This is a genomic window from Kocuria turfanensis (assembly GCF_001580365.1).
Taxonomy (GTDB): Bacteria; Actinomycetota; Actinomycetes; order Actinomycetales; family Micrococcaceae; genus Kocuria; species Kocuria turfanensis.
On sequence record NZ_CP014480.1, the window covers coordinates 882,480 to 904,423 of the forward strand.

A 21,944-nucleotide genomic window follows, 5' to 3' on the forward strand; every position below is an offset into this window, starting at 1 on the left:
GGGCCGCGGGGGCCTATTCCCGGCGGCCGGTCAGCGGACCGGCTCCCGCCCGTGGTCCGCGGCGTAGGCGGCGAAGACCTCCTCGGGGGTCTCCCCCGTGCGGACGAAGTCCTCGCGCAGCTTCTGCCCCAGCTGCTCGAGGGCCAGACCGAGGCGGCCGGCGCTCGTGCGCACCGCCGGCGAGGCGGACGCGGCGGCGCGCTCGCGCAGCTCGAGCGCGTAGGGCAGCTGCCGGGCCAGGGAGAGGTCCGGGTCCTCCTCCTGGAAGTAGTAGGTCTCCCCGTGCTGGGTGAAGTCGATCCGGGCCTTGGCCACCTCCGCGGCGAGACCGTCCAGCACCCGTGCCGTCGTGACGGGGTCCTCCTGGGCGATCCCGTCGGCGTAGCCGACGTCGGCCAGGGACTTCAGCTCCAGGGCCAGGGAGCGGCGGCGGGACAGGGGCGGGTAGATCTGCGTGAACCACGTCAGGGCGGCGGTGAGCAGGGCGAACCCGGTCAGCGCCTCCAGCGGGGTGGCCAGCCGGACCCAGGGGTCGGTGGCCACGACGTCGCCGAACCCCAGCGTCGCCAGCGTCACCAGGGAGATGTAGAGCGCGCCGAGGACGTCGGGGTAGTCGGCCGGGTCCACCCCGGGCGAGTACGTGAAGCCCTGGGGGACGTGCGGCAGGTAGACCAGCGCCCAGCCGACCCCCTGCAGCAACACCCACAGGAGGACCACCGTGATCATCGACCCCGGCCCCACGGCCGAGCCGAAGCGGTGCCCGGTGCGCCGGGAGATCCGCCAGACGGCCGTCTGCACCCGTCCGCCGATCGCCCCGGTGCCGCTGGGGTGCAGCAGGCTGTGGTAGATGTCCCACAGGCCCACCAGGACGATCACGATCCCCAGCAGCGTCAGCAGCACGGCCACGTCGTCGCTCCCTCCCCGTTCGCGCTTGTCCTTCCCCGGCACCCTACCCGGTGGCGCCCGGGCCCGTCCCGGCGGTTCGCCGCCGGCGCTTGCCCCGAGGACCATCAGCAGGGTTACGGTGGGGGCACGCGCGGCCCGGGACGGCGCCGCGGCCCCCCACGCGGAAGGACGGCCATGGACATCAACCTGGTGCTGGCGCTCTTCGCCGGAGCCGTCCTGCTGATCTCGGCGTTCTCCACGCTGCTGCAGCGGGTCAGTCTTCCCGGCCCCGTGCTCGCCCTGGCCTTCGGGGCGCTGATCGGCCCCTTCGCGCTGGACGTCGTGCGGATCGAGGACTTCGGCCTGCCCCCGGGCACGCTGCTGGAGCAGGCCGCGCGGATCACCCTGGCGGTGGGCCTGGCCGGAGTCGCCCTGCGCCTGCCGCACGGCTACTGGCGGCGTGACGCCCGCTGGATCGCCGTGGTCATCGGGCTGGGCATGGCCCTGATGTTCGCCGTGGCCACCGGCGTGCTGTGGGCGGCGCTGGGCGTGCCGTTCCTGGTGGCGCTGCTGCTGGGCGCGATCATCACCCCCACCGACCCGGTCGTCACCACCCCGATCGTCACGGGCTCGCTGGCCGAGAACCGGATCCCCGAACGGGTCCGGCACAACCTCTCGGCCGAGAGCGGGCTCAACGACGGGCTCGCCTATCTCTTCGTCCTCCTCCCGGTGCTGCTGCTGACCGAGCCGGACCGGGCGTGGCGGGAGCTGCTGACCACGGTCCTGCTCCGGGAGGTGCTCGGCGCCGCGGTGTTCGGCGCGCTGGTGGGCTTCCTGATGGGCAAGCTGTTCGTCCTCGTCCGCCGGCACGGGCTCATGGAGGAGAGCTCCTACCTCGCCTTCGTCGTGCCGCTGGCCCTCCTGGTCCTCGGGACCGGCAAGCTGCTGGGCACCGACGCCCTGCTGGCCGTGTTCGTGGGCGTGGCCGTCTTCGGCCAGGTGATCCCCCAGCGCGACGAGGCGCAGGAGGACAAGGTGCAGGACGCCGTCGCCCGGCTGTTCCTGCTGCCGGTGTTCATCCTGCTCGGCATGGCCCTGCCGGTCGAGGAGTGGGCGCGGCTGGGCTGGGTGCCCCCCGTGGTCCTCACCGCTGCCCTGCTGCTGCGCCGCCTGGTCACCCTCTGGGCGCTGCGGCCGCTGCTGCGGGACGTGCACGACCGCTCCGAGACGTTCTTCCTGAGCTGGTTCGGCCCCATCGGGGTCTCCGCCCTGTTCTACGCGACCCTCGCCGAGCGCCACACGGGCCGGCACGACATCTTCGTCTACACCACCCTGGCCGTCACCCTGTCGGTGCTGGTCCACGGGCTGTCCACGGCCCCGCTGAGCGCCTGGCTCCAGCACCGGGAGCCGGAGCGGAAACAGGAGGAGGAGACCGCCGCATGAGATTCCAGCAGCACTGTCCGCAGCGCCCGACGACGGATCGGAGGCCGCGCCGTGTGGTTTGACTCCTGGTCCGAGATCCTGCGGATCGTCCTCGTGGGCGCCGCCTCCTACACGGCGCTGGTGGTGATCCTGCGCCTGTCCGGCAAGCGGACGCTCGCCCAGCTGAACGTCTTCGACTTCATCGTGACGGTGGCGCTGGGCTCCACCCTGGCGACCATCTTCCTGAGCACGGACGTCTCCTGGACGGAGGGCGTCACCGCGCTCGTCCTGCTGGCGGGGCTGCAGCTGCTGGTGGCCTGGATCTCGACCCGGTGGCCCCGGGCGCGAGGCATGTTCACCTCGCAGCCCGCGCTGCTGCTCGCGCACGGGGAGATCCGCTACGACGCCCTGCACCGGAACCGGCTCACGGAGTCCGAGCTGCGCCAGGCCGTGCGGATGCAGGGCACCGGGGACCTGTCCCAGGTGGCGGCGGTGGTGCTCGAGACCAACGGCAAGCTCAGCGTCATCACGTCGAGCACGTACGGCGACGGGTCCGCGCTCGAGGACGTCCGCGGGCTCGAGGCCCGGGGCGGTGGCGACGGCCGGGACCGGTCCGGACCGGGGGCACCGTGATCGGGGCCTGATCGACGTCGCGGAACGCTGCGAGGGCGAGACCCGCACGCAGCTGCACCGGCTGTCGACGCGGATGCAGCAGGCGGCCCCGCAGGTCCTGATCGTGGCGGACTGAGCGCGGTCCGCCCCGGTCGCACGGTGCCGCCGGCGTCCGGCCGTCCCCTGTCCGCCGGCGTCGGGGCCGGACGGCGAACGAGGGGCCCGTCCGCCGGACGGGCCCCTCGTTCGCCGGAGACGGGATCAGCCCAGGGAGCTGATCAGGTCGGCGCAGGCCTGCTCGCAGCGGCGGCAGGCCTCCGCGCAGATCCTGCAGTGCTCGTGCATCCCCGCGTGCTGGGCGCACTCGTCCCCGCAGGCCTTGCAGGCCGCCTGACAGGCCTGGAGCACCACCCGCGTGAGGTTGGCGTCGTAGCCGGTGTGCCGGGAGAGCACGTTGCCGGTGGTGGCGCAGATGTCGGCGCAGTCGAGGTTGGTCCGGATGCACTTGGTCAGCTCGGCGACCATGTCCTCGGACAGGCACGCGTCGGCACAGGCGGTGCAGGTCTGGGCGCACTCGAAGCACGCCGCGATGCACTCGGCCAGCTTCTGCCGGTCCACTCCGCCGAGGTCCTTCGGGTAGGTCTCGAGCATCGATGTCACGTGGGTCATGGTGTCGCTCCTTCGTCCGATCGGCGGCCGCGCGCCGGCCGCCCGTCCTGCGGTGCTGGGTGGGGCCCGGCACCGGCCGCGCCCCACACGATCGACAGTAGACTGTCCGTTCCGGCGGGTGAACCCCGGAACCCTGAAGATTCGATGAAGCCCGCAGCGCGGCAGGCCCCGCGGCGCGCGCTGCGGGGCCTGCCGGAGTCGGGGCCGCGGGCGCTACTCGCCGAAGACGGCCTCGGTCACGTGCGTGGGCTTCTCGTACTGCTGCTCCGGGAGGTTCCGCAGCGCCTCGAGGATCGAGTCGTCCGCGCCGGAGTCCTGCGCCTTCTGCACGACCTCGTCCTTGCTGACCGGGTAGTCCAGGCCGCTGAGGTGCTTCTGCAGCTCGATGGGGTTGGGCTTGTCGGACATGGGGATCTCCTTGTCGTCGCGCGGTCTCGTCCCGCCGGCTCGACGGGACACGAACATCCCCAGTCTGTCAGCCTGCTTGTCGTTCGTCAGCCCCCGGCCGCCGACCGCGCGTCGCCCCGGGGAGCCGGCGCGGTCAGGACCGGCCCGCTCGTCCCGCCCGGCGCTCCGGGCCGTCGGCTCACGGACCGGACCGGCCCTCCTGCTCGAGGATGCGCAGCCGTTCCAGGTACTCCGCCTCGGTGATCTCCCCGCGGGCATGGCGCTCCAGCAGGTCGTCGCGGGCCCGGCGCAGCCCCAGCCGGGTGCGGGTCCGCCGGCCCCACCGGGTGTTGCTCCCGTAGCGCAGCACCAGCCGGCGCGCCAGCCGGATCAGCCCCCACCCTGCAGTGAGGAGCAGCAGCACCCAGGACACGGCTTCCCAGCCCTGGAAGGGCGTCAGTCCCATCACGACCACGGTGCCACCGTCCCCTCCGACGTCGTCCCCGCTCGCCGGCGCGAACCGCCGGAGGGCGGACGATGGCCGCAGAGTACCAGCCGCCCCCGACGCCGGGGACGGGGCGGGCGGTCAGCGGGTCAGCGCGCGGATGCCGTCGAGGATCGCCCGGTGCACCCGGGGATCGTTGAGGGGCAGGAAGTGCCCGCGGGTCTCGAGCTGGACGTTGTGCGCGCCCTCCAGCCGGCTGCCGCCGGGGATGTGCGGGTCGAAGCGGCCGTAGATCGAGACGATGTCCCGGTTCACCGCCTGCTGGGTGGTCAGCGCGGTGAGCTCCGGGGAGTGCGGCAGGAACACCCGGATGGTGGAGAGCGGCAGCAGCCGGGCCAGCTGCGACCCGGAGAACGGGGTGTTGACCGCCACGAGCCCGTGGATCCCGGCGTCCCGGTTGTGGTGGGCCAGGAGGTGCTTGCCGATCAGCCCGCCCTTGCTGTGCGCCACGAGCACGCACCGCTCCACGCCGGCCGTGCGCAGGTGCGCGTCCACCAGCTCGGCCATCTCCTCGATGGTGCCGGTGTTGAACTTCAGGTCCTCGACCACGTGCACGTCGTGCCCGTGCTCCCGCAGCAGCCCGGCCACGGGCAGCAGAAAGGTCCACGACTCGTAGATGCCGGGAATCAGCACGACCGGCGACCGGTCCGGATCCGCCGGTGCCCGGTAGTGCGCCGGGTCCCACCGGCCGAGGACACCGGCCGCCTGCCAGCGGAGCGCGTAGGCGTAGTCCTGCGCCCAGGCGGCGATGTTGGCCCCCGCCTCCGTCAGCCGGCGCGGGATCACGCCGGGGCGTCCGGACGGCGGGCGGGTCGGCAGGCGTCGAGAAAGGGGGCGCATGCTGCGGCGAGCTCCTTCGGGTCGGTGTGCTGGACGTTGTGCGGGGCGCCGGGGATCTCGACCACCCGGGCGTCGGGGGCGGCCCGGGCCAGTCGCCGCACCCAGTCCCGCGGGGCGATGGGGTCCCGTCCTCCGCGCACGAGCAGGCCCGGTACCGCGCAGCCCCGGATGTCCTCCTCGATCCGGTCCCGGACCATGGACCGGGCGGTGCGCAGATACCGGAGCGGGCCCATGCGCAGATAGTCCCGCAGGACGAGGGCGTTGGTCGGCGGCGGCTCCCGCAGTGTGTCCCGCAGCAGCCGCCACGCCTGGCCGGGCCGGCTGGGCGCGTCCGGGTCCACGGTCGGCCCGACCAGGACGTAGCCCGAGCACAGCCCGGGGTGGTCCCTGACGGCGTCCACGACGATCTGGCAGCCCATGGAGTGCCCGACCAGCACGGGCCTCGACAGCCCCAGCGCCGCGACCGCCCCCGCGGCGGCCTCCCCCAGCTCGGCCACGGAGAGGGGCCGCCGCGGCTTGGGCGTCGTGCCGTAGCCCGGCAGGTCGAGGGCGTACACGTCCCGGGTCGCGGCGAGCTCGTCCGCCAGGCGCAGGAAGTACGCCCCCGACATCCCGACCCCGTGCACCAGGACCACCGGCGGCAGCGCGGGGTCGAAGGTCCCCCGCACGTCCACCGCGTGGGGCCCGACGACGACGCGGCGCCGCCGGAGCAGCGGGTGCCGGCGCACCCGGCCGGTGCTCGACGCCGGCGGCGCGGCGCGCTCCCCCGCCCGGGTCCGCCCGGGGCGCAGCGAGGCCTCCCGGCCGTCGGTGACCCGGCTCACCGGTGGGTCGCTTCGAGGGCCGCGCGGACCACGTCGTGCGGGTCCTGCCGCACGGCCCAGGCCTCGCGCTGACGCCGCGCCCCGGCCCCTCCCCGCAGGAGGGCCGCCACCGTCCCGGCCACGGACTCCAGCTCGCCCTGCGCCTCGAGGGCGGGGCGCACGTGCGCCAGCAGCTCGGCCACGACCTCATCCGCGGGCGTGGGCGCGCCGGAGACCGGGCTGACCAGCGTTCCGCCGGTCCCCGCGGCGCTGGCCTGCCAGGACCAGGCCCGCAGCTGTGCCACGCCGATCGGCGGCGCCGGGTCGCCGGCCCGCCACTGCCCGGCCGCCGTCTCGACCAGGGCGCGGGCGAGGGCCGCGAGCACCGCGGCGTGCTCGGCCTCGAGGCACACGTCCGCGATCCGGATCTCCACGGTGGGGTACCGGGCCGAGAGCCGGGCGTCGAAGTACAGCATGCCGCGGTCCAGGGCCACCCCGGAGCGCAGCAGGGCTGCGCACCGGCGGTCGTACTCCTGGGCCGTGGCCAGGAGCTCGTCGGGGCCGGACGTGGGCCAGCGGGTCCACGTCTGGTACCGGAAGCTGCCGAACCCGGTGTCCCGGCCGTACCAGAAGGGTGAGTTGGCGCTGAGCGCCAGGAGGACCGGCAGCCAGCCGCGGATCCGGTCCAGCACGGCGACGCCCTCGTCCGGGCCGGAGGTCCCCACGTGGACGTGCAGCCCGCAGGTCAGCTGCTCCTCGACGACCATGCCGTAGCGCTCGTGCAGCCACTCGTAGCGGGGCTGGGGCACGAGGTGGGGCCGGGCCGGGAACACCGGTGAGGCCAGCGCCACGGCCCGGGCTCCCCTGCGGCGCGCGGCGGCGTCCAGCAGGGCCCGGCCCTGTCGGATTGCCGCGAGCTGCTCCGCGAGCCCCCGCACCGGGGGCCCGGCGACCTCGATCTGCTCCTGCTGCAGCTCGGTGGTGATCCGGTGCCCGGAGGCCGCCGGGTGCCGGTCGTGGTCGCGGACCACGTCGCGGCTCACCGCCACGGGCTCGAGGGTCTCGGCGTCCACGAGGAGCAGCTCTTCCTCGACGCCGAAGGTGCGGCCCCGGCCGTCGGTGCCGGACGTGTCGGGGTACGGGGGCACGGTGATCGCCTCCATCCGGGTCGGCAGGCCGGGCGCGCGCGCCGGAGCCCGTCGCGGGGTGTCGTCGAGCTCATCGGAGCGTAGCACCCGGGTCCCGGCGAGCGCGGTGCCGGGGCCTGTTCCGACACGCCTGACGAGCCCGTCGGACGTGCGGGGCACGGCGTCGGTCCTTCCCGGCCCCGTGGCGCGGGCCTGATGCCGGACGGCGGCCTCGGGCGGTGGGGCTCGGGGCGATCCCGACGGCTCCGGGCCCCGGAGGACCGGTGGCCCCGCTCACGGCCGGGGGTGCTGCTCCGGCTCCCGGTCCTCCCGCGTGCCCGAGCGGCGGCGTACCGCGACCCACTGGGCAGCGACGATCGTCCCCGCCACCACGGCGGTGACCACCACGGTGAACGGGTCGGCCCGGGCCTTCAGCAGCACGAACGGCACGAGCACGGCGACGTCGAGGGCGATCGCGACCCAGGGGATCCAGGGGCTGGCCTGCACGTCGTCCGCGAGGTGGCGGAGGATGCCGAGGTGGATGGCGATGTCCATCGCCAGGTAGAGGATGGCCCCCAGCGCGGCGATCTGGGACAGGTCGAAGAAGGCCGCCATGACGACGGCCAGTCCCGCCGTGATGTAGAGCGACTGGTGGCCCTCCGTCCCCGGCAGCCCGGGGGCCTGACCCATGTCCCGGAGCATGTCGTAGAGCTTCGAGACCGCGAACAGGCTCGCGACCAGCCCCGACAGCGTCGCCACCACGGCGATCAGCACGGTCAGCCGTACGCCCCAGACGCCGAACATCGGCTCGGCCGCCTCGGCGAGCGCGTAGTCGCGCGCCGCCACGATCTCCGGCACGCTGAGGCTACCGGTGACGGCCACCGTGATCAGCAGGTACAGCACGGTGCACAGGGCGATGGAGATCATGATGGAGCGGCCGATGTTGCGCTCGGGCCGCGCCAGGTCGGCGCCCTGGTTGGTGATCGTGGTGAAGCCCTTGTAGGCGAGGATGCACAGGGTGACCGCGGCCAGGAATCCTGCCCACCCCTGCTCCGGCGGAGTGCGGTCGGCGGCGGTGACCAGCCGGCCCAGCGAGGAGACGCCGGCGGCGAGGATCCCGCCGGCGGCCAGCACCCCGATCCCGGCGATCTTGATCGCGGCCGTCACCGTGGCCGAGCGCTCCACCCACCGGTTGCCGACGAGGTTCACCAGCGCCGCGGCCGTGATGGCGGCCACCGCCAGCACCGGGACCCACACGGCCGAGTCCTGCATCCCGAAGGGGCGCAGCAGGTAGGTGCCGAAGGTGCGTCCGAGCAGGCTCTGGGCGAGGATCATCGAGACGTACATGAACAGGGAGAACGACCCGGCCACCACCCCGGGGCCGTAGGCGGCCTTGAGCAGCATGGCGATCCCGCCGGAGGACGGGTTGGTGGCCGAGTACCGGATGTAGGAGTAGGAGCTGAAGGCCACGACCACGGCTCCGGCGAGGAACGCCCACGGCACCCAGCCGCCGGCCAGCTCGGCCACCTGTCCCACGAGGGCGAAGATGCCGGCGCCGATCATCACCCCCGTGCCCAGGGCCACGGACCCGGTCAGGGAGAGCTTCTGCTCCTGATCCCGGTCCGTTCCCTGCGTCTGCTCCCGCTGCGTCGTCCGGTGCTCGTGCGCGTCGTGGCGTTCCACGGTCCTCCTCTGCGTCGGTGCGGTGGTGCGTCGGTGCGGTGGTGCGTCGGTGCGGTGGTGCGTCGGTGCGGTGGTGCGTCGGTGCGGTGGTGCGTCGGTGCGGTGGTGCGTCGGTGCGGTGGTGCGTCGGTGCGGTGGTGCGTCGGTGCGGTGGGCTGTGCGGTCAGCGGACCTCGAGGGTGCCCATCATGCCGAGGTCCTCGTGGTCGAGGATGTGGCAGTGGTAGACGGTGCGGCCGGTGAAGTCGTCGAAGGCCACCCGGACCACCACCTCGCCGAAGGCCGGGATGTTGACCACGTCCAGCCACAGGGGGGTGCCGACGTCGCGGTCCTCGTCCTGCACCACCTGCATGGGCCACACGTGCAGGTGCAGCGGGTGGTCCATGGGGCTGGAGTTGGTCAGCGTCCACTCCTCCACGGTCCCCGCGGCGACCCGCTGGTCGGTGCGGTCCTCGTCGAACCGCTCCCCGTTGATCGTGAAGGACATCATCGAGCCGGGCCCGCGCGTGCCGCCCGTCGTCCCGTCGCCCGTCATCCCCTCGCCCATCATCCCGCCGTCCATGCCCATGCCCGCGCCCATGGCGAAGTCCAGGGTCCGCCGGGCCGCCACGGGCTCCCCGCGCAGGTCCCGCGGCGCGGGGCCGGCGGGCACGGGACCAGGGTCCCCGGCCGGGGCCCCGGCGACCTCGAGGGTGAGCAGCTCGATCGGCTCGTCGTTGCCCGGACCGTCCCCGGGCATCCGCCCGCCCATCATGCCGTCCATCATGCCGTCCATGCCGCCGCGGTCCACCGGGGCGGCGAGCAGCCGGGAGGTGCCTTCGCGGGTGTCCACCAGCAGCTCCGCCCGGTTGCCCGGGGCCAGCGTCACCTCGGTGACCTCCCGCGGTGCGGGCAGGCGGCCGGTGTCCCGGCCGAGCAGCCACAGGGTCTGGCCGTCCAGCTGCAGCCGCAGGTACCGGGCCGGGCAGGCGTTGACGACCCGCCACAGCTCCCGCTCGCCCGGAGCGGCGGTGGCCTCGGGACGGACCTGGCCGTTGACCAGGACGGTCTCACCCTCCCGGCCCATCATCTGCTCCGGCGGGGAGACCTCGGCGAGGTCGCCGGAGGCGTCCAGGGTGATGTCGGAGACGACCAGGACGCGCTCGCGCGTCACCGGGACGGGGTCGGGGTCCTCGACGACGATCGCCCCGTAGAGTCCGGCCGCCAGCTGGTCGGCCACGTGGCCGTGCCGGTGCGGGTGGTACCAGTAGGTGCCGGGCGGGTGGTCCTCCGGCAGGGCGAACTCGTAGTCGAAGGACTCCCCCGGGTCGATGCTCACGAACGGGTTGTCCCCGTTGCCCTCCGGGGAGACGTGCAGCCCGTGCACGTGCAGGTTGGTCGGGGCCTCCAGCCGGTTGGTCATCGCCACCCGCAGCGTGGTCCCGGGCCGCAGCCGCAGGGTGGGCCCGGGCAGGGACCCGTTGAAGGCCTGGACGTGCGCCGCGCGGGCCCCGACGCGGACCGTGGCCGGGGCGGCGGCGAGCTCCAGCTCGAGCAGCCCGTCCGCGGCGGTCAGCACCTCCGGCTGGACCAGTCCGCGGCCGCCGCCGAGGGCCTCGCCGCCCCCGCTCCACCACAGACCGGCCCCGCCGACGGCGGCGGCGCCCGCGCCGACGGCCCCCAGTGCCAGCAGCTGCCGGCGGGTCAGCGGGCTCACCGGTCGCCCTCCTCCAGGGTGCGCAGCCGTTCGCGGTACTCCTCGGTGCTGATCTCCCCGCGCGCGTAGCGCTCCTCGAGGATCTCGAGGGACCGGCGTGGCCGCGGGCCGGTCGGCGGGGCGGGACCGTCCTGCCGGGTCCCGCCGCCCGCACCGCCGGTCAGCAGCTTCACGAGCACGAACACCAGGACCACCGTGCCCACGATCAGCAGGAGCCAGAAGATCCACATCCAGCCCATGCCCCAGCCCATGCCGTCGCCCCACATCATGGCTGGCTCAGCTCCTCCTGCATCGTCCTCATCTCCTCGATCTCCGCTTCCTGGGCCTCGACGATCTCCCGTGCGAGCTCGACGGCCTCGGGGTTGGATCCCTGCTCCACCTCGTCCCGGGCCATCTCGGTGGCGCCCTCGTGGTGGCGGATCATCTGCTCCAGGTACAGTTCGGCGGCCTCGGGCCCCTCCTCGGCCTCGCGCAGCCAGTTCATGCCCTGCTCGTCGACCATCCCGGAGCCGTGGCCGCCGTGGGCGGTGGCCGACTCGTCCGGGGTCGCGGGGGCGTCCCAGGCCGTCAGCATCGCCTGCATCTGCTCGATCTCGGGCTCCTGCGTCTGCCCGACCCGCTCGGCGAGATCCCGGACGTCCTGCGGGACACCGTCCTTGCCCAGGAGGATCTCGCTCATCTGCACCGCCTGCTCGTGGTGCGGGATCATCATCTGCGCGAACATGACGTCCGCGTCGTTGTGCTCACCGGAGATCTCCGCGGCGCCGGCGGCCGGCGTGCTGCCGGTCGGCGTGCTCCCGGCCGAGGCGGTTCCGGTCGGTGCGGCGTCCGCGGCGGGACTCGCGCCGCCGGTGGCCGGCGCCTCCGCCTCCTGGCCGTTGCCGCAGCCGGCGAGCGCGAGCGCGGCGGCGAGCGCCAGGGCGGGGAGCGTGGTGGTGCGGGTCATGGTGTCTGTCCTTCGTTCGGTGTCGGTGGGGTGGGCGGTCAGCGGGTGGGGACGGCGAGGGGCCGCGCCCCGGCGCGGCCGGACTCGGCGGCGGTGGCGGCCAGGTGGGCCGGGGAGAGGTCGAGCCGGCGCAGCAGCTGGGCGTTGAGGGCGACCACGATGGTGGAGACCGACATGAGGACCGCGCCGACGGCCGGGGACAGCACGATCCCGACGGGGGCGAGGACGCCGGCGGCCAGGGGAACGGCGACGACGTTGTAGCCGGCCGCCCACACCAGGTTCTGGATCATCTTGGTGTAGCTGGCCCGGGAGAGGTCGATCATCGACAGCACCGAGCGGGGGTCGTTGCCGGCCAGGACCACCCCGGCGGACTCCATGGCCACGTCGGTGCCGGCCCCGATCGCGATGCCGACCTCGGCGCGGGCCAGGGCCGGGGCGTCGTTGACGCCGTCGCCGACCATCGCCACGGTCATGCCGCGGTCCTGCAGCTCGACGACCTTGCTGTCCTTGTCCTGCGGGAGGACCTCGGCGAAGACCTCGTCGATGCCCAGTTCGGCGCCCACGGCGTCGGCGACCTGGCGGGCGTCGCCGGTGATCATGGCGACCTTCACCCCGCGGTCCTGCAGGGCGGCCACCGCAGCGCGGGACTCCGCGCGGACCGTGTCCTCCAGGGCCAGGGCGCCGATGACCTGTCCGTCGCGCAGCACGTGGAGCACCCCGGCCCCGCGGGAGGTCCACTCGCGGACGGCCGGCCCCAGGGCGGCGGGGGTCTCGAGGCGGAGCTCGCGCAGCAGGTTGGGCCCGCCGACCGTGATCCGGGCACCGTCGACGGCGGCGGTCACGCCGCGGCCGGTGGCCGCTCGGAAGTCGGTGCCGCGCAGGTCCAGCCGCCGCGCCTCGGCGTCGTGCGCGGCGGCGGTGACGATGGCCCGGCCCACCGGGTGCTCGCTGTCGGCCTCGGCCGCGGCGGCCAGGGCCAGCAGCTCCCCCTCGGAGGTGCCGGGGACGGGGGCGGCGCCGGTCACGGCGTGGGCGCCCTCGGTGAGGGTGCCGGTCTTGTCGAACAGGACCACGTCGATGGTGCGCATCCGCTCCAGGGCCAGGCGGTCCTTGATCAGCACCCCGGCGCGGGCGGCGCGCTCGGTGGAGATGGCGATGACCAGGGGGATGGCCAGCCCCAGGGCGTGGGGGCAGGCGATGACCAGCACGGTGACCGTCCGGACCACCGCGTCGTCGGGGCTGCCCAGCAGCGTCCAGGTGACGGCGGTGAGGATGCCGGCCACCAGGGCGAACCAGAACAGCAGCGCGGCGGCGCGGTCGGCCAGGGCCTGGGCGCGGGACGAGGACTCCTGGGCGTCGGCGACCATCCGCTGGATGCCGGCCAGGGCGGTGTCGGCCCCCACCGCCTCGACCCGCACCCGCACGGTGCTGTCGGTGGCGACCGTCCCCGCCACGACCGCATCGCCGGGCGACCGGGAGACGGTCCGCGACTCGCCCGTGATCATGGACTCGTCGAACTCGGCCGTCCCGTCGAGGATCACCCCGTCGGCCGGCACGCGGGCCCCGGAGCGGACCAGCACCACGTCGCCCACGGAGAGCTCACCGATCCGGACGGTCACGGTCCCGTCCTCCACGACCTTCTCCGCCTCGTCGGGCAGCAGGGCCGCCAGGGCGTCCAGGGCGCTGGAGGCCGCGCCCAGGGCGCGCATCTCCATCCAGTGGCCCAGCAGCATGATCACCACCAGCAGCGCCAGCTCCCACCAGAAGTCCAGCTCGAAGCCGCCGATGCCCAGCGTGGTGACCCACGAGGCGACGAACGCGACCGAGATCGCCATGGCGATCAGCAGCATCATCCCGGGCTGCCGCGACCTCAGCTCGGTGAGCCCTCCCCGCAGGAAGGGCAGGCCGCCGTAGCCGAAGATCACCGTCCCCAGCACCGGCGGGAGCCAGGCCGAGCCCGGGAACGCGGGGACGTGGTAGCCCAGCAGGTGGCCGACCATCGGGCTGAAGACCACCACCGGGACCGCGAGCACGAGGCAGAGCCAGAACCGGTTCTTGAACATCGCCGTGGAGTGCCCGGCGTGCTCACCGTGGGTGTGGACCGTGTGCTCCTCGTCCACGGCCGAGTGGGCGGGACCGTGCGGCATGGCCTGCCCGTGCGTGTCGGCGTCGCCGGGGTGGCGCCCGAGGCCACCCCCGTGCGCGTGCGGGTGGGTGTCCGGGGTGTTCATGATGAGCTCCTTCCGCGGCTGTGCGAGGTGGGCGGCGGCTCCGGTGCGGCTGCACGGCGTGCCGGCCGGGGCCCGTCCGTGAACCCGAGACTATACCCCCCAGGGGTATGTTTCAAGAGGCCGGGGTCGCCTGCCGGCACCGCGTGCTCGGAGGGCGCCGTGCCCTCGGAGGACGCCGGGCACCGGACGGGCAGCACCGCCCGGAACTCGGCGCCCCGCCCGGGGCCGGCCGAGCTCGCCTCGAGCGCACCGCCGTGGGCCTCCACGAGCGCCTTGGAGATGGTGAGTCCGATGCCGGAGCCGCCGTGCTCCCGGTCCCGGGCGGTGTCCCCGCGGTAGAAGCGCTCGAAGACGTGCGGCAGATGCTCCGCCGCGATGCCCTCCCCCGTGTCGGCGACCCGCAGCACCACGGCCGTGGTGCCGAGCCGGGCCGCACCGAGGACCATCTCCCCGCCGGGCGGGGTGTGGCGCAGGGCGTTGGAGAGGAGATTGCCCAGCACCTGCCCCATCCGCTGCGGATCCACGGGCAGGACCGCACCGGCCGTGCCGTCCTCGACCCGCAGCGCCACCCCCTTGGCGGCGCAGGCCTCCCGGGCCGCGTCGGCGGCCGCGCCCAGCAGCTGCGCCACGGGCACGGGCGAGCGCTCCAGGACCATGCGGCCCTCCTCGGCCCGGGAGACGTCGTCGATGTCCTCCACCAGCCGCGTGAGCCGGGAGAGCTGCTCGGCCAGGACGGCGCCGGTGCTCGCGTCGAACTCGGTGACGCCGTCCTCGAGCCCCTCGAGGTAGACGCCGAGCACGGACAGGGGGGTGCGCATCTCGTGCGCGAGGTCGGAGAGCATCCGGCGCCGGACGCCCTCGGTGGCCTCGAGCTCGGCGGCCATCGCGTTGAAGGCGGCCGCCAGGGCGTCGACCTCGCTGCCGGCGCCCATGGCCGGGACCCGGGCACCCCAGCGGCCCCGGGCCAGGTCCTGCGCGGCCCGGGTGAGGGCGGCGAGCGGGCCGCGCAGCCGGCGGGCCAGGGAGGCGCTCACGGCCAGCGCGCAGGCCAGCGCGGTGACCAGGGCCACGCCGAGCGTCCACAGGCCGGCGTCCCGGTAGGCGCGCTCGACGTGCATCAGCTGGGCCGGGTCCGGCTCGGCCCCGGCGCGCACCAGGTGCTCGTGGAACAGCGGCGGCCCGGCGAGGGAGGCCACGACCGCCGCGGCGAGCACGCTCGCCGCCACCACCAGCAGCTGGGCGAGCAGGAAGCGCGCCGCCAGCCCCCGCTCGCGCCGCGCCGTCACCGCGCCACCATCCGGTAGCCGACCCCGCGGACGGTCTCCACGTAGCGGGGCGCGGCCGGGTCGTCGCCGATCTTGCGCCGCAGGTGGCCGATGTGCACGTCCACGAGGTGCTCGTCCCCCACCCAGGCCGGGTCCCACACCACGTCGATGAGCCGGCGACGGGACATCGCCTCCCGGGGCCGCTGGGTCAGGGCCGCCAGCAGGTCGAACTCGGTGCGCGTCAGGGGCACCCGCTCCCCCGCCACCCGCACCTGCCGGCCCGGGACGTCGACCTCCAGCTCCCCGAACACGCGCGGCGCGGCGGCACCGTCCGGTTGGGCGACGGTGCGCGGGCGCCGCATGACCGCCTGCACCCGGGCGACGAGCTCCCGGACGCTGAACGGCTTGGTGATGTAGTCGTCGGCACCCGTGGCCAGACCGGCGAGCCGGTCCTCCTCGTCCCCGCGCGCGGTCAGCATCAGGACGTAGCACTCCGAGGAGGCGCGGATCCTCCGGCACACCTCGACCCCGTCCAGTCCGGGCAGCCCCAGGTCCAGGACCACGACGTCGGGCGCGCCGGCGTCGGCCGCCTCCAGCGCGGCCGGACCGGTGTGCGCCTGGGTGACGTCGTACCCGGCCCGCACCAGGTAGGACGCGACCATCCCCGCGAGCGCCTTCTCGTCGTCCACCACCAGCACCCGTCCGGCCGGGCGGGCGGCGTCCTCGACAGCAGTTCCCATGCGTCCAGTGTCCTCCCGGACCGGTCGCCGGTGCCTGCGGAGCGGGCCGCGCGCGCGGATCTTCGTCATTTCTTCAGCATTGCCCCGGCACCGCGCCCGCCCCGTGGAGGAATCCGGGCTTGCACCACGACCGACAGTCGGCTTAGCATTCCAGGGCACCCTGACGGACAGCAGGCTGAGCAGTTGCCGGGGGTGCGCGACCGGTCGTCCCGTGAAGGAGTGAACCCCGTGCAGCGCAAGATCTCCGTCCTCGTCGAGGTGGACCTCGACGGCCGGTACGTCCGCGTCGACGTGACCGGAGCCGTGACCGCGGTCAACCAGCAGGGGCTGCACCCCGTGCTGCGGCGGGCCCGCACGATGCTCCCCGCGGCCACCGTGCGCCTGGACCTCAGCTGCGTGCGCGATCTGGACCCGCACGCCCTCGACCTGCTCCGCGAGGCGGTGGAGCAGGATCCGGGCCTCGGCGACGCCGTGGAGATCCTCGCCCCGGAGCGGATCCCCTCCGGGGCCGCAGCCACCGCCCTGGACGCCCGGCGCCGGCTGCGGCACGGGATCCTGCAGCGCCGTGCCGGCGAGCTTCCCGTGCCGCTGCCCCAGCCCGCGCTCAGCGCCGCCTCCTGACGGTTCCGGCCACCAGGGGCCGGACCGGCGCCGGGTCGCCGAGCGCAACGTTGCCGCGTCCACGACCGGGGGTGCAAAGATTGGCGGCAGTGCACGCACGATCCTGAGCAGTGCCGCACCGGGGGACGAGAAAGAGAACGGCGGGACGCATGAACGACCACTCCACCCAGGACCGGGCCACGGAGGCCGCCGGCGGGCTCGACCCCCGCCGTTCGGCCGGACGGGTGGTCGCCGTCGACGCAGCCCGCGGTCTGGCGCTCGCGGGGATGACCGCCGTCCACTTCCTGCCGGACGCCTACCCGGACAACAACCGGCCGACGCTGTCGTGGTTGCTCTTCGCCGGGGACTCCGCAGCGCTGTTCGCCCTGCTCGCGGGCGTGGGCCTCGCCCTCGCCTCCGGCGGCCGCCGGCCCCGACGGGGCAGGGACCTCACGGCCGTGCGGGCCGGGACGGCCGTGCGGGCCCTGCTCATCATGCTGGTCGGCCTGACGATCGGGTACCTGATGCCCCCGGATCCTCCGGCCGTCGGCATCCTCGTCCACTACGGCGCCTTCTTCCTGCTCGCCCTGCCGTTCCTGGGTCTGCGGGCACGGACGCTGCTGGCGTGCTCGGGCGCCTTCCTGGTGCTGGGGCCGCTGCTCATCCACTGGCTCGCCGACCGGGTGCCGGAGCACACGGACGCGAACCCGACGTTCGCGAGCCTGTTCACGGAGCCCGTGGCGGTCTTCTGGCAGCTGCTCGTCACGGGCGGGTACCCGGCGGTGGCCTACCTGGCCTATCTGCTGGCGGGTCTGGCCGTGGGCCGGCTCAACCTCAAGAACCTGCACGTCCAGCTCCGGCTCCTGGCGGCCGGGCTCGGCCTCGCGGCCGTCTCGAAGCTGCTCTCCTGGCTGCTCCTCTACGCCGCGGACGGCTACAACGTGCTGCTGTACAGCATCGAGTCCCTGACCCGGGCGGACCTCGAGCACATCATCGTCTTCGGCGCCGAGGGCGAGCTGCCCACGAACACCCTGTGGTGGCAGGTGATCGCCGCCCCGCACGTCAACACGCCGCTCTCCGTCGGCTGGAGCCTGGGGGTGAGCCTGGCGGTGCTCGCCGCGTTCCTGCTCCTGGAGCGGCAGTTCGCCACGTGGCTGCTGCCGCTGACCGCCATGGGCGCCATGGCCCTCACCCTGTACGCCGGGCAGCTGGTGCTGCTCTCCACCGAGGTGCACCACAGCAGCCCCCTGCTGTGGTTCCTCGCCTGCCTGGTGGTCTCCGCCCTCGTGGCCCTGGCCTGGCGGCACGCCTTCGGCCGGGGGCCCCTGGAGCGGGTCGTGGCCGGCGCCGCGCACGCCACCGCCCGCACCGTCGCGGACCGGGCGAGGCCCCGCGACCCCGGGCCGCCGCGCACGCCCCTCGGCTAGCGGCCGACGCTCCGCCGCAGTCCCCCACCCCGCCCGGCGTCACGCCGGGCGCGGAACCGGTGTCACCGGGCGGTCACACGCCCGCCCGATCCGTTACCGTGACAGCAGCGCCGCCCGGCGCCGGCAGGCGGATCGCCCGCGTGCCGTGGACCTCAGGAGGAACCATGCCGAAACCCGTCGTCAGCAAGGCCAGCACCGTCTGGAACGGCGATCTCTTCAGCGGCTCGGGGAGCACCCGCCTGTCCGGCTCGGGCCTGGGCCCGATCGACGTGGACTGGAAGGCCCGCGCGGAGGAGGGCGCGGGGCCGCGGACGAGCCCCGAGGAGCTCATCGCCTCCGCCCACGCCACCTGCTTCGCCATGGCCCTGTCCAACGGACTGGCGCAGAACGACACCCCGCCCACCCGCCTGGACACCAGCGCGGAGGTGACGTTCGTCGCGGGCGAGGGGATCACGGGCATCGCGCTCAGCGTGCAGGCGGAGGTCGAGAACCTCTCGGCCGAGGACTTCGCGCGCCTGGCCGACGAGGCCAAGGCGAACTGCCCCGTCTCCCAGGCCCTGTCCGTGGACATCACCGTGGATGCCTCGCTGGCCTGAGCGCGTGGCCTGAACGCGCAGGACCCGCCGGGCCGCCACCGGCCCGGCGGGTCCTCACCCCTGGTGGCGCACGAGGGCTCCGCCGGGGTCCTCGCTCCGGCGATCCGTGCGGGCGGACCCGTGCGGACGGACCCGCGGCGTCACCGGGCGGACGACTCCGTGGCGTCACCGCGCACGTCCGTGCCCGCCACGGGCGTGCCGCCGGCCCCGGAGCCGTGCGCCGCTGGAACGGTCAGCGCGGCTGGGCGGGGTTGAACGGCGTGCCCTGGGACGGCGGGTTGATCGGCGGGCCGGAGGTCTCCGGCGAGACCGGGGACCCCTGGCTGGAGGAGGAGACCTCGGGGGCCTCGGTGGGCACCGACCCGCTGGGCTCGGCGCCCTGGCGCAGCGCCTCGAGCCGGCGCTCGAGGACCTGGACGACGGGCAGCCGGTCCCCGTGCGCGCGCTCGTAGGCGAGCAGCTGCTGCAGGCCGGACTCGTCGAGACCGGTGATCTTCGACCCGAGCACCCCCACGGGCAGGTGGTCGTAGTCGGGCAGCGGCAGGTCGTCGTGCTGAGGGATGTCGTTCACGTCTGCTCCTTCGGCGGTGGGCGCCGGAGACCCGGCGCCGGTCCTGCGATGTCCTGCCACGGTAGCAGTACGCAGGACTGACGATAAGTGCACTTACCTAGCAGTCACGACGCGTGGGTTGAGGAACCCGTCATGTGACGCCAAAGGGATGCACAGCAGGACCGGCATTCCTTAGTGTGACCATTCCGATGCAGTCGTCGCTGGACAGCCGTTGATCCTCCCTGAGGAGTCCATTCATGCCCTCTCAAATCTCGCGCCGAGGCTTCCTGCGGGCCGGCACCCTGGGCCTAGTCTTTGCGGGCCTTGGAGGTGTTGCCTCGTGTGGGCGCCCGAATCACCCCACTACGCAGGCCGTGGCCGGATACGGGCAGCTCATTGCGGACCCTGAGGGCCTTCTGGCGCTGCCGAGCGACTTCACCTACACGGTGATAGCTCGATCTGGGGAGACCTCGACGTCCGAGGGCGCCTATCCGTCCGATCCGGACGGCATGGGCGTTTTCACCGGGCCGGATGGTGGAAGCATCCTGATCTGCAATCATGAGAACGACGGATCCGAGCCACACGGGGTTCCGACGGTCGAGGGGCTTACTTACGACCCGGGGGCGGCCGGCGGCACATCGACGCTGGTCGTCGACGCCGAGGGCCGGCGGACGGCCCGATACACGTCGCTCGCGGGGACGGTCAACAACTGCGCCGGCGGCGTCACGCCTTGGGGAACGTGGCTGAGCTGCGAGGAGACGAGTGCGCGAGCCGGGGAGGACGGCTTGACGAAAGACCACGGATACGTGTTCGAGGTGGACCCGCAGAGCCTCGAGGACAATATCGACAAGTCGCCCGTCCCATTGAAGTTCCTGGGCCGCTACTCCCATGAAGCTGTTGCCATCGACCCGTCCACCACCCAGATCTATCTGACTGAAGACGCTGCGGACCCCAACGGGCTGTACTTCCGCTGGACTCCTCCGCCGGGATTTGTCGCTGGGCGTGGGGCGCTACGCGAACTCGCGGAGTCAGAGGGCGGCGACGTCGCCGGCCAGTTGCAGGCGATGCAATGCCTTGACGACGGGGCTGTCGTGGCCGATCTGTCCGAGGCGACAAGCATCGGAACTCGCTATGACGTTCTGTGGATGGACATCTTCGACCGCGACGGCCAGGACGAGTCGGTGCGCCGACAGTTCAGCAACGACGGCATCACCCGCGCGCACAAACTCGAAGGTCAGTGGTGGGGAGATGGAGGCGTCTACTTCGTGTCCAGTTACGCGGACGTCCCGGACCAGCCTGGCGAGGAGGGAAGCACGGGTGATTTGCCGAGCGGCGCCCCGCAGCACCATAACGGGCAGGTGTGGTTCTACGACCCGTCCGCCGAGACCGTGACGCTGACCGTGCTCTTCGGTGTCCGGGAGGATCCCAACCTCGAAATGCGCTTCGAAAGGCCCGACAACATCACGGTGTCACCGCAGGGCGGCCTGATTCTGGCCGAGGACGGTGACGGCACCAGCCATCTGGTGGGCGTCACGAGCGAGGGCAGGGCCTATGCCATGGCCCGCAACGACTACAACGACTCCGAGTTCTGCGGCCCGACGTTCTCCCCGGACGGGCAACTCCTGTTCGTCAACATCCAGTCCCCCGGATTCACGTTGGCGATCGCGGGGCCATGGGGCCGCTCGCCGGAGGAGTCGGTCGCATAACCCGTCGACACCATCGGCGGTTACCAGCCCAAAGATGACACGAAGCCCCCCGGACCGTCCGGTCCGGGGGGCTTCTGCTGGTGACCCCAGCGGGATTCGAACCCGCGTTACCGCCGTGAGAGGGCGGCGTACTAGGCCGCTATACGATGGGGCCGCGGCTGTCCGGTCGGCGCTTTCCCGCTGCCGGACTCGTACACTGTACCAGGTTCCGGGGAGATCTCCGGACGCGTCGGTGCGGCACCGCGCGGTGCCGCCCCCTCCGGGTCCGGACACGGAAGAACCCCCGGACCGTACGGTCCGGGGGTTCTTCTCGGTGTGACCCCAGCGGGATTCGAACCCGCGTTACCGCCGTGAGAGGGCGGCGTACTAGGCCGCTATACGATGGGGCCCTACTGATCGAGCGATCAGCGCTGGGATACCAGGACTCGAACCTAGAATGACGGTACCAGAAACCGTAGTGTTGCCAATTACACCATATCCCACTGTCGTCCCCGGTCCCTGCGGTTTCCCGCACCGACCGGCGCAACGCAAAAAAACTATACCGGCCTTCGGCCGGGGCGGCAAATCGGGGTCACCGGCAGTAACGCTCCTCGAGCTCCCGGTCGATCCCCCGCCGGCAGGCCACCGCGGCGAGCCCCCGCAGCACCGGCCCCAGCCACCGGTAGACCCCCGGCAGGCTGATGTCGGTCCACTGCATCAGCAGCGCCGTGCGCAGCAGGCTCCTCGGCCTGCCGTCGCGGCGGGTGCGCCCGTCACGGGCGAGGCCGTACAGGGCGACCAGGCCCTTCTCGAGGCAGGCCGGGGCCGGGCGCAGCTCGACGACGAACCGGGCCGGCGCGGAGCCCGGGTTCCTCCACCGGAACAGGTGCTCCTCCGGGACCTCCACCTCGCGGCCGGGCCCGAGGTCCCGCACCACGTGCCCCACCTGGACGCGCAGGATCCCCTCGAGGACCCGCAGGTGCATCCCGATCCGGCGGTGGTAGTGGGCGAGCACCTCGCCTCCGGGCTTCACCTCGACGTGGAGCAGGGCGTGCTCGCCGCCCGTCTCGGCACCGGTGCGCAACCAGGTGACGGTGTCCCGCTGCACCGGGTTGCGGTGCTGCGCACGGCCCGTGCGCATCCGGTTGATCTCTTCGTCGGTCCGGTCCATGGCCATCGCCCCCTGGGTCCAGGCTACGCCGCCGCGCCCTCCCGCGCGCGGCCACCGGGCCTGTACGACGACGCCGGCCCGGACCACCGCACGCGGTGCTCCGG

Annotated in this window: 22 protein-coding genes and 3 tRNA genes; 6 read left to right on the forward strand and 19 right to left on the reverse strand. The window is 73.6% G+C overall.

Going from position 1 to position 21,944, the window contains the following annotated elements:
• Positions 1–30: 30 nt before the first annotated feature.
• Positions 31–906: a potassium channel family protein gene (locus tag AYX06_RS04045; RefSeq protein WP_062734704.1), complete on the reverse strand. Its 876-nt coding sequence runs from the start codon at positions 904–906 to the stop codon at positions 31–33.
• Between the two features lie 174 nt (positions 907–1,080).
• On the opposite strand from AYX06_RS04045, the gene AYX06_RS04050 reads away from it, so the two are divergent.
• Positions 1,081–2,328: a cation:proton antiporter gene (locus AYX06_RS04050; RefSeq protein WP_062734705.1), complete on the forward strand. Its 1,248-nt coding sequence runs from the start codon at positions 1,081–1,083 to the stop codon at positions 2,326–2,328.
• Positions 2,329–2,379: 51 nt separating this feature from the next.
• A complete protein-coding gene (locus AYX06_RS04055; RefSeq protein ID WP_062734706.1) occupies positions 2,380–2,940 on the forward strand; it encodes a DUF421 domain-containing protein in 561 nt (186 codons plus the stop codon).
• 240 nt (positions 2,941–3,180) lie between these two features.
• Here AYX06_RS04055 and AYX06_RS04060 read toward each other — a convergent pair whose 3' ends face one another.
• The 13 genes from AYX06_RS04060 to AYX06_RS04120 all read right to left on the reverse strand — a co-directional run bounded on the left by AYX06_RS04060 (position 3,181) and on the right by AYX06_RS04120 (position 15,811).
• Positions 3,181–3,588: a four-helix bundle copper-binding protein gene (locus tag AYX06_RS04060; protein WP_062734707.1), complete on the reverse strand. Its 408-nt coding sequence runs from the start codon at positions 3,586–3,588 to the stop codon at positions 3,181–3,183.
• A gap of 213 nt (positions 3,589–3,801) precedes the next feature.
• Positions 3,802–3,996: a DUF2795 domain-containing protein gene (locus AYX06_RS04065; protein ID WP_047803530.1), complete on the reverse strand. Its 195-nt coding sequence runs from the start codon at positions 3,994–3,996 to the stop codon at positions 3,802–3,804.
• A 178-nt stretch (positions 3,997–4,174) separates the two neighbouring features.
• The gene (locus AYX06_RS04070; protein WP_147017314.1) at positions 4,175–4,441 is read right to left on the reverse strand and encodes an SHOCT domain-containing protein; all 267 of its coding nucleotides are present in this window, start codon (positions 4,439–4,441) and stop codon (positions 4,175–4,177) included.
• 120 nt (positions 4,442–4,561) lie between these two features.
• A complete protein-coding gene (locus AYX06_RS04075; RefSeq protein ID WP_084271436.1) occupies positions 4,562–5,266 on the reverse strand; it encodes an esterase/lipase family protein in 705 nt (234 codons plus the stop codon).
• Positions 5,263–6,144 (reverse strand): alpha/beta fold hydrolase, encoded by an 882-nt coding sequence (locus AYX06_RS04080; protein ID WP_062734709.1) that lies wholly within the window; start codon positions 6,142–6,144, stop codon positions 5,263–5,265. Before AYX06_RS04080 ends, AYX06_RS04075 begins: the two co-directional genes overlap by 4 nt.
• On the reverse strand, positions 6,141–7,430 hold the full coding sequence (locus AYX06_RS04085; RefSeq protein WP_232319389.1) for a carboxylate-amine ligase: 1,290 nt from the start codon (positions 7,428–7,430) through the stop codon (positions 6,141–6,143). The genes AYX06_RS04080 and AYX06_RS04085 overlap by 4 nt, the downstream gene beginning before the upstream one ends.
• Positions 7,431–7,544: 114 nt before the next feature.
• Positions 7,545–8,933: an APC family permease gene (locus tag AYX06_RS04090; protein ID WP_062734710.1), complete on the reverse strand. Its 1,389-nt coding sequence runs from the start codon at positions 8,931–8,933 to the stop codon at positions 7,545–7,547.
• 163 nt (positions 8,934–9,096) lie between these two features.
• Positions 9,097–10,629 (reverse strand): multicopper oxidase family protein, encoded by a 1,533-nt coding sequence (locus tag AYX06_RS04095; RefSeq protein WP_062734711.1) that lies wholly within the window; start codon positions 10,627–10,629, stop codon positions 9,097–9,099.
• Positions 10,626–10,898 (reverse strand): SHOCT domain-containing protein, encoded by a 273-nt coding sequence (locus AYX06_RS04100; protein ID WP_062734712.1) that lies wholly within the window; start codon positions 10,896–10,898, stop codon positions 10,626–10,628. Before AYX06_RS04100 ends, AYX06_RS04095 begins: the two co-directional genes overlap by 4 nt.
• The gene (locus AYX06_RS04105) at positions 10,895–11,575 is read right to left on the reverse strand and encodes a DUF305 domain-containing protein (RefSeq protein ID WP_062734713.1); all 681 of its coding nucleotides are present in this window, start codon (positions 11,573–11,575) and stop codon (positions 10,895–10,897) included. The genes AYX06_RS04100 and AYX06_RS04105 overlap by 4 nt, the downstream gene beginning before the upstream one ends.
• 38 nt (positions 11,576–11,613) lie before the next feature.
• Positions 11,614–13,806, reverse strand: a complete 2,193-nt coding sequence (locus AYX06_RS04110) for a heavy metal translocating P-type ATPase (protein WP_062734714.1) — start codon at positions 13,804–13,806, stop codon at positions 11,614–11,616.
• Positions 13,803–15,092, reverse strand: coding sequence for a sensor histidine kinase (locus AYX06_RS04115; protein ID WP_084271437.1), 1,290 nt, complete (start codon positions 15,090–15,092; stop codon positions 13,803–13,805). The genes AYX06_RS04110 and AYX06_RS04115 overlap by 4 nt, the downstream gene beginning before the upstream one ends.
• Complete coding sequence (locus AYX06_RS04120; protein WP_062734715.1) at positions 15,089–15,811, reverse strand: response regulator transcription factor; 723 nt, start codon at positions 15,809–15,811, stop codon at positions 15,089–15,091. The genes AYX06_RS04115 and AYX06_RS04120 overlap by 4 nt, the downstream gene beginning before the upstream one ends.
• 228 nt (positions 15,812–16,039) lie before the next feature.
• On the opposite strand from AYX06_RS04120, the gene AYX06_RS04125 reads away from it, so the two are divergent.
• The 3 genes from AYX06_RS04125 (at position 16,040) to AYX06_RS04135 (ending at position 18,434) form a co-directional block, all read left to right on the forward strand.
• The gene (locus tag AYX06_RS04125; RefSeq protein ID WP_062734716.1) at positions 16,040–16,432 is read left to right on the forward strand and encodes a hypothetical protein; all 393 of its coding nucleotides are present in this window, start codon (positions 16,040–16,042) and stop codon (positions 16,430–16,432) included.
• A gap of 149 nt (positions 16,433–16,581) precedes the next feature.
• Entirely contained in the window at positions 16,582–17,838 is a 1,257-nt protein-coding gene (locus AYX06_RS04130; protein WP_062734717.1) for a heparan-alpha-glucosaminide N-acetyltransferase domain-containing protein, read from the forward strand.
• Between the two features lie 164 nt (positions 17,839–18,002).
• Positions 18,003–18,434 (forward strand): OsmC family peroxiredoxin, encoded by a 432-nt coding sequence (locus AYX06_RS04135; protein WP_062734718.1) that lies wholly within the window; start codon positions 18,003–18,005, stop codon positions 18,432–18,434.
• A gap of 232 nt (positions 18,435–18,666) precedes the next feature.
• On the opposite strand, the gene AYX06_RS04140 is transcribed toward AYX06_RS04135, so the two are convergent.
• On the reverse strand, positions 18,667–19,005 hold the full coding sequence (locus AYX06_RS04140) for a hypothetical protein (protein ID WP_062734719.1): 339 nt from the start codon (positions 19,003–19,005) through the stop codon (positions 18,667–18,669).
• A gap of 236 nt (positions 19,006–19,241) precedes the next feature.
• Here AYX06_RS04140 and AYX06_RS04145 point away from each other — a divergent pair, with 236 nt between their 5' ends.
• Entirely contained in the window at positions 19,242–20,690 is a 1,449-nt protein-coding gene (locus tag AYX06_RS04145; RefSeq protein ID WP_062734720.1) for an alkaline phosphatase PhoX, read from the forward strand.
• A gap of 78 nt (positions 20,691–20,768) precedes the next feature.
• Here AYX06_RS04145 and AYX06_RS04150 read toward each other — a convergent pair.
• The 4 genes from AYX06_RS04150 to AYX06_RS04165 form a co-directional block, all read right to left on the reverse strand.
• Positions 20,769–20,844: transfer RNA gene (locus tag AYX06_RS04150), tRNA-Glu, on the reverse strand.
• A 162-nt stretch (positions 20,845–21,006) separates the two neighbouring features.
• Positions 21,007–21,079: transfer RNA gene (locus tag AYX06_RS04155), tRNA-Glu, on the reverse strand.
• A 21-nt stretch (positions 21,080–21,100) separates the two neighbouring features.
• A tRNA-Gln gene (locus tag AYX06_RS04160) sits at positions 21,101–21,172 on the reverse strand.
• An 89-nt stretch (positions 21,173–21,261) separates the two neighbouring features.
• A complete protein-coding gene (locus AYX06_RS04165) occupies positions 21,262–21,840 on the reverse strand; it encodes a cupin domain-containing protein (protein ID WP_186815590.1) in 579 nt (192 codons plus the stop codon).
• Positions 21,841–21,944: the final 104 nt, after the last annotated feature.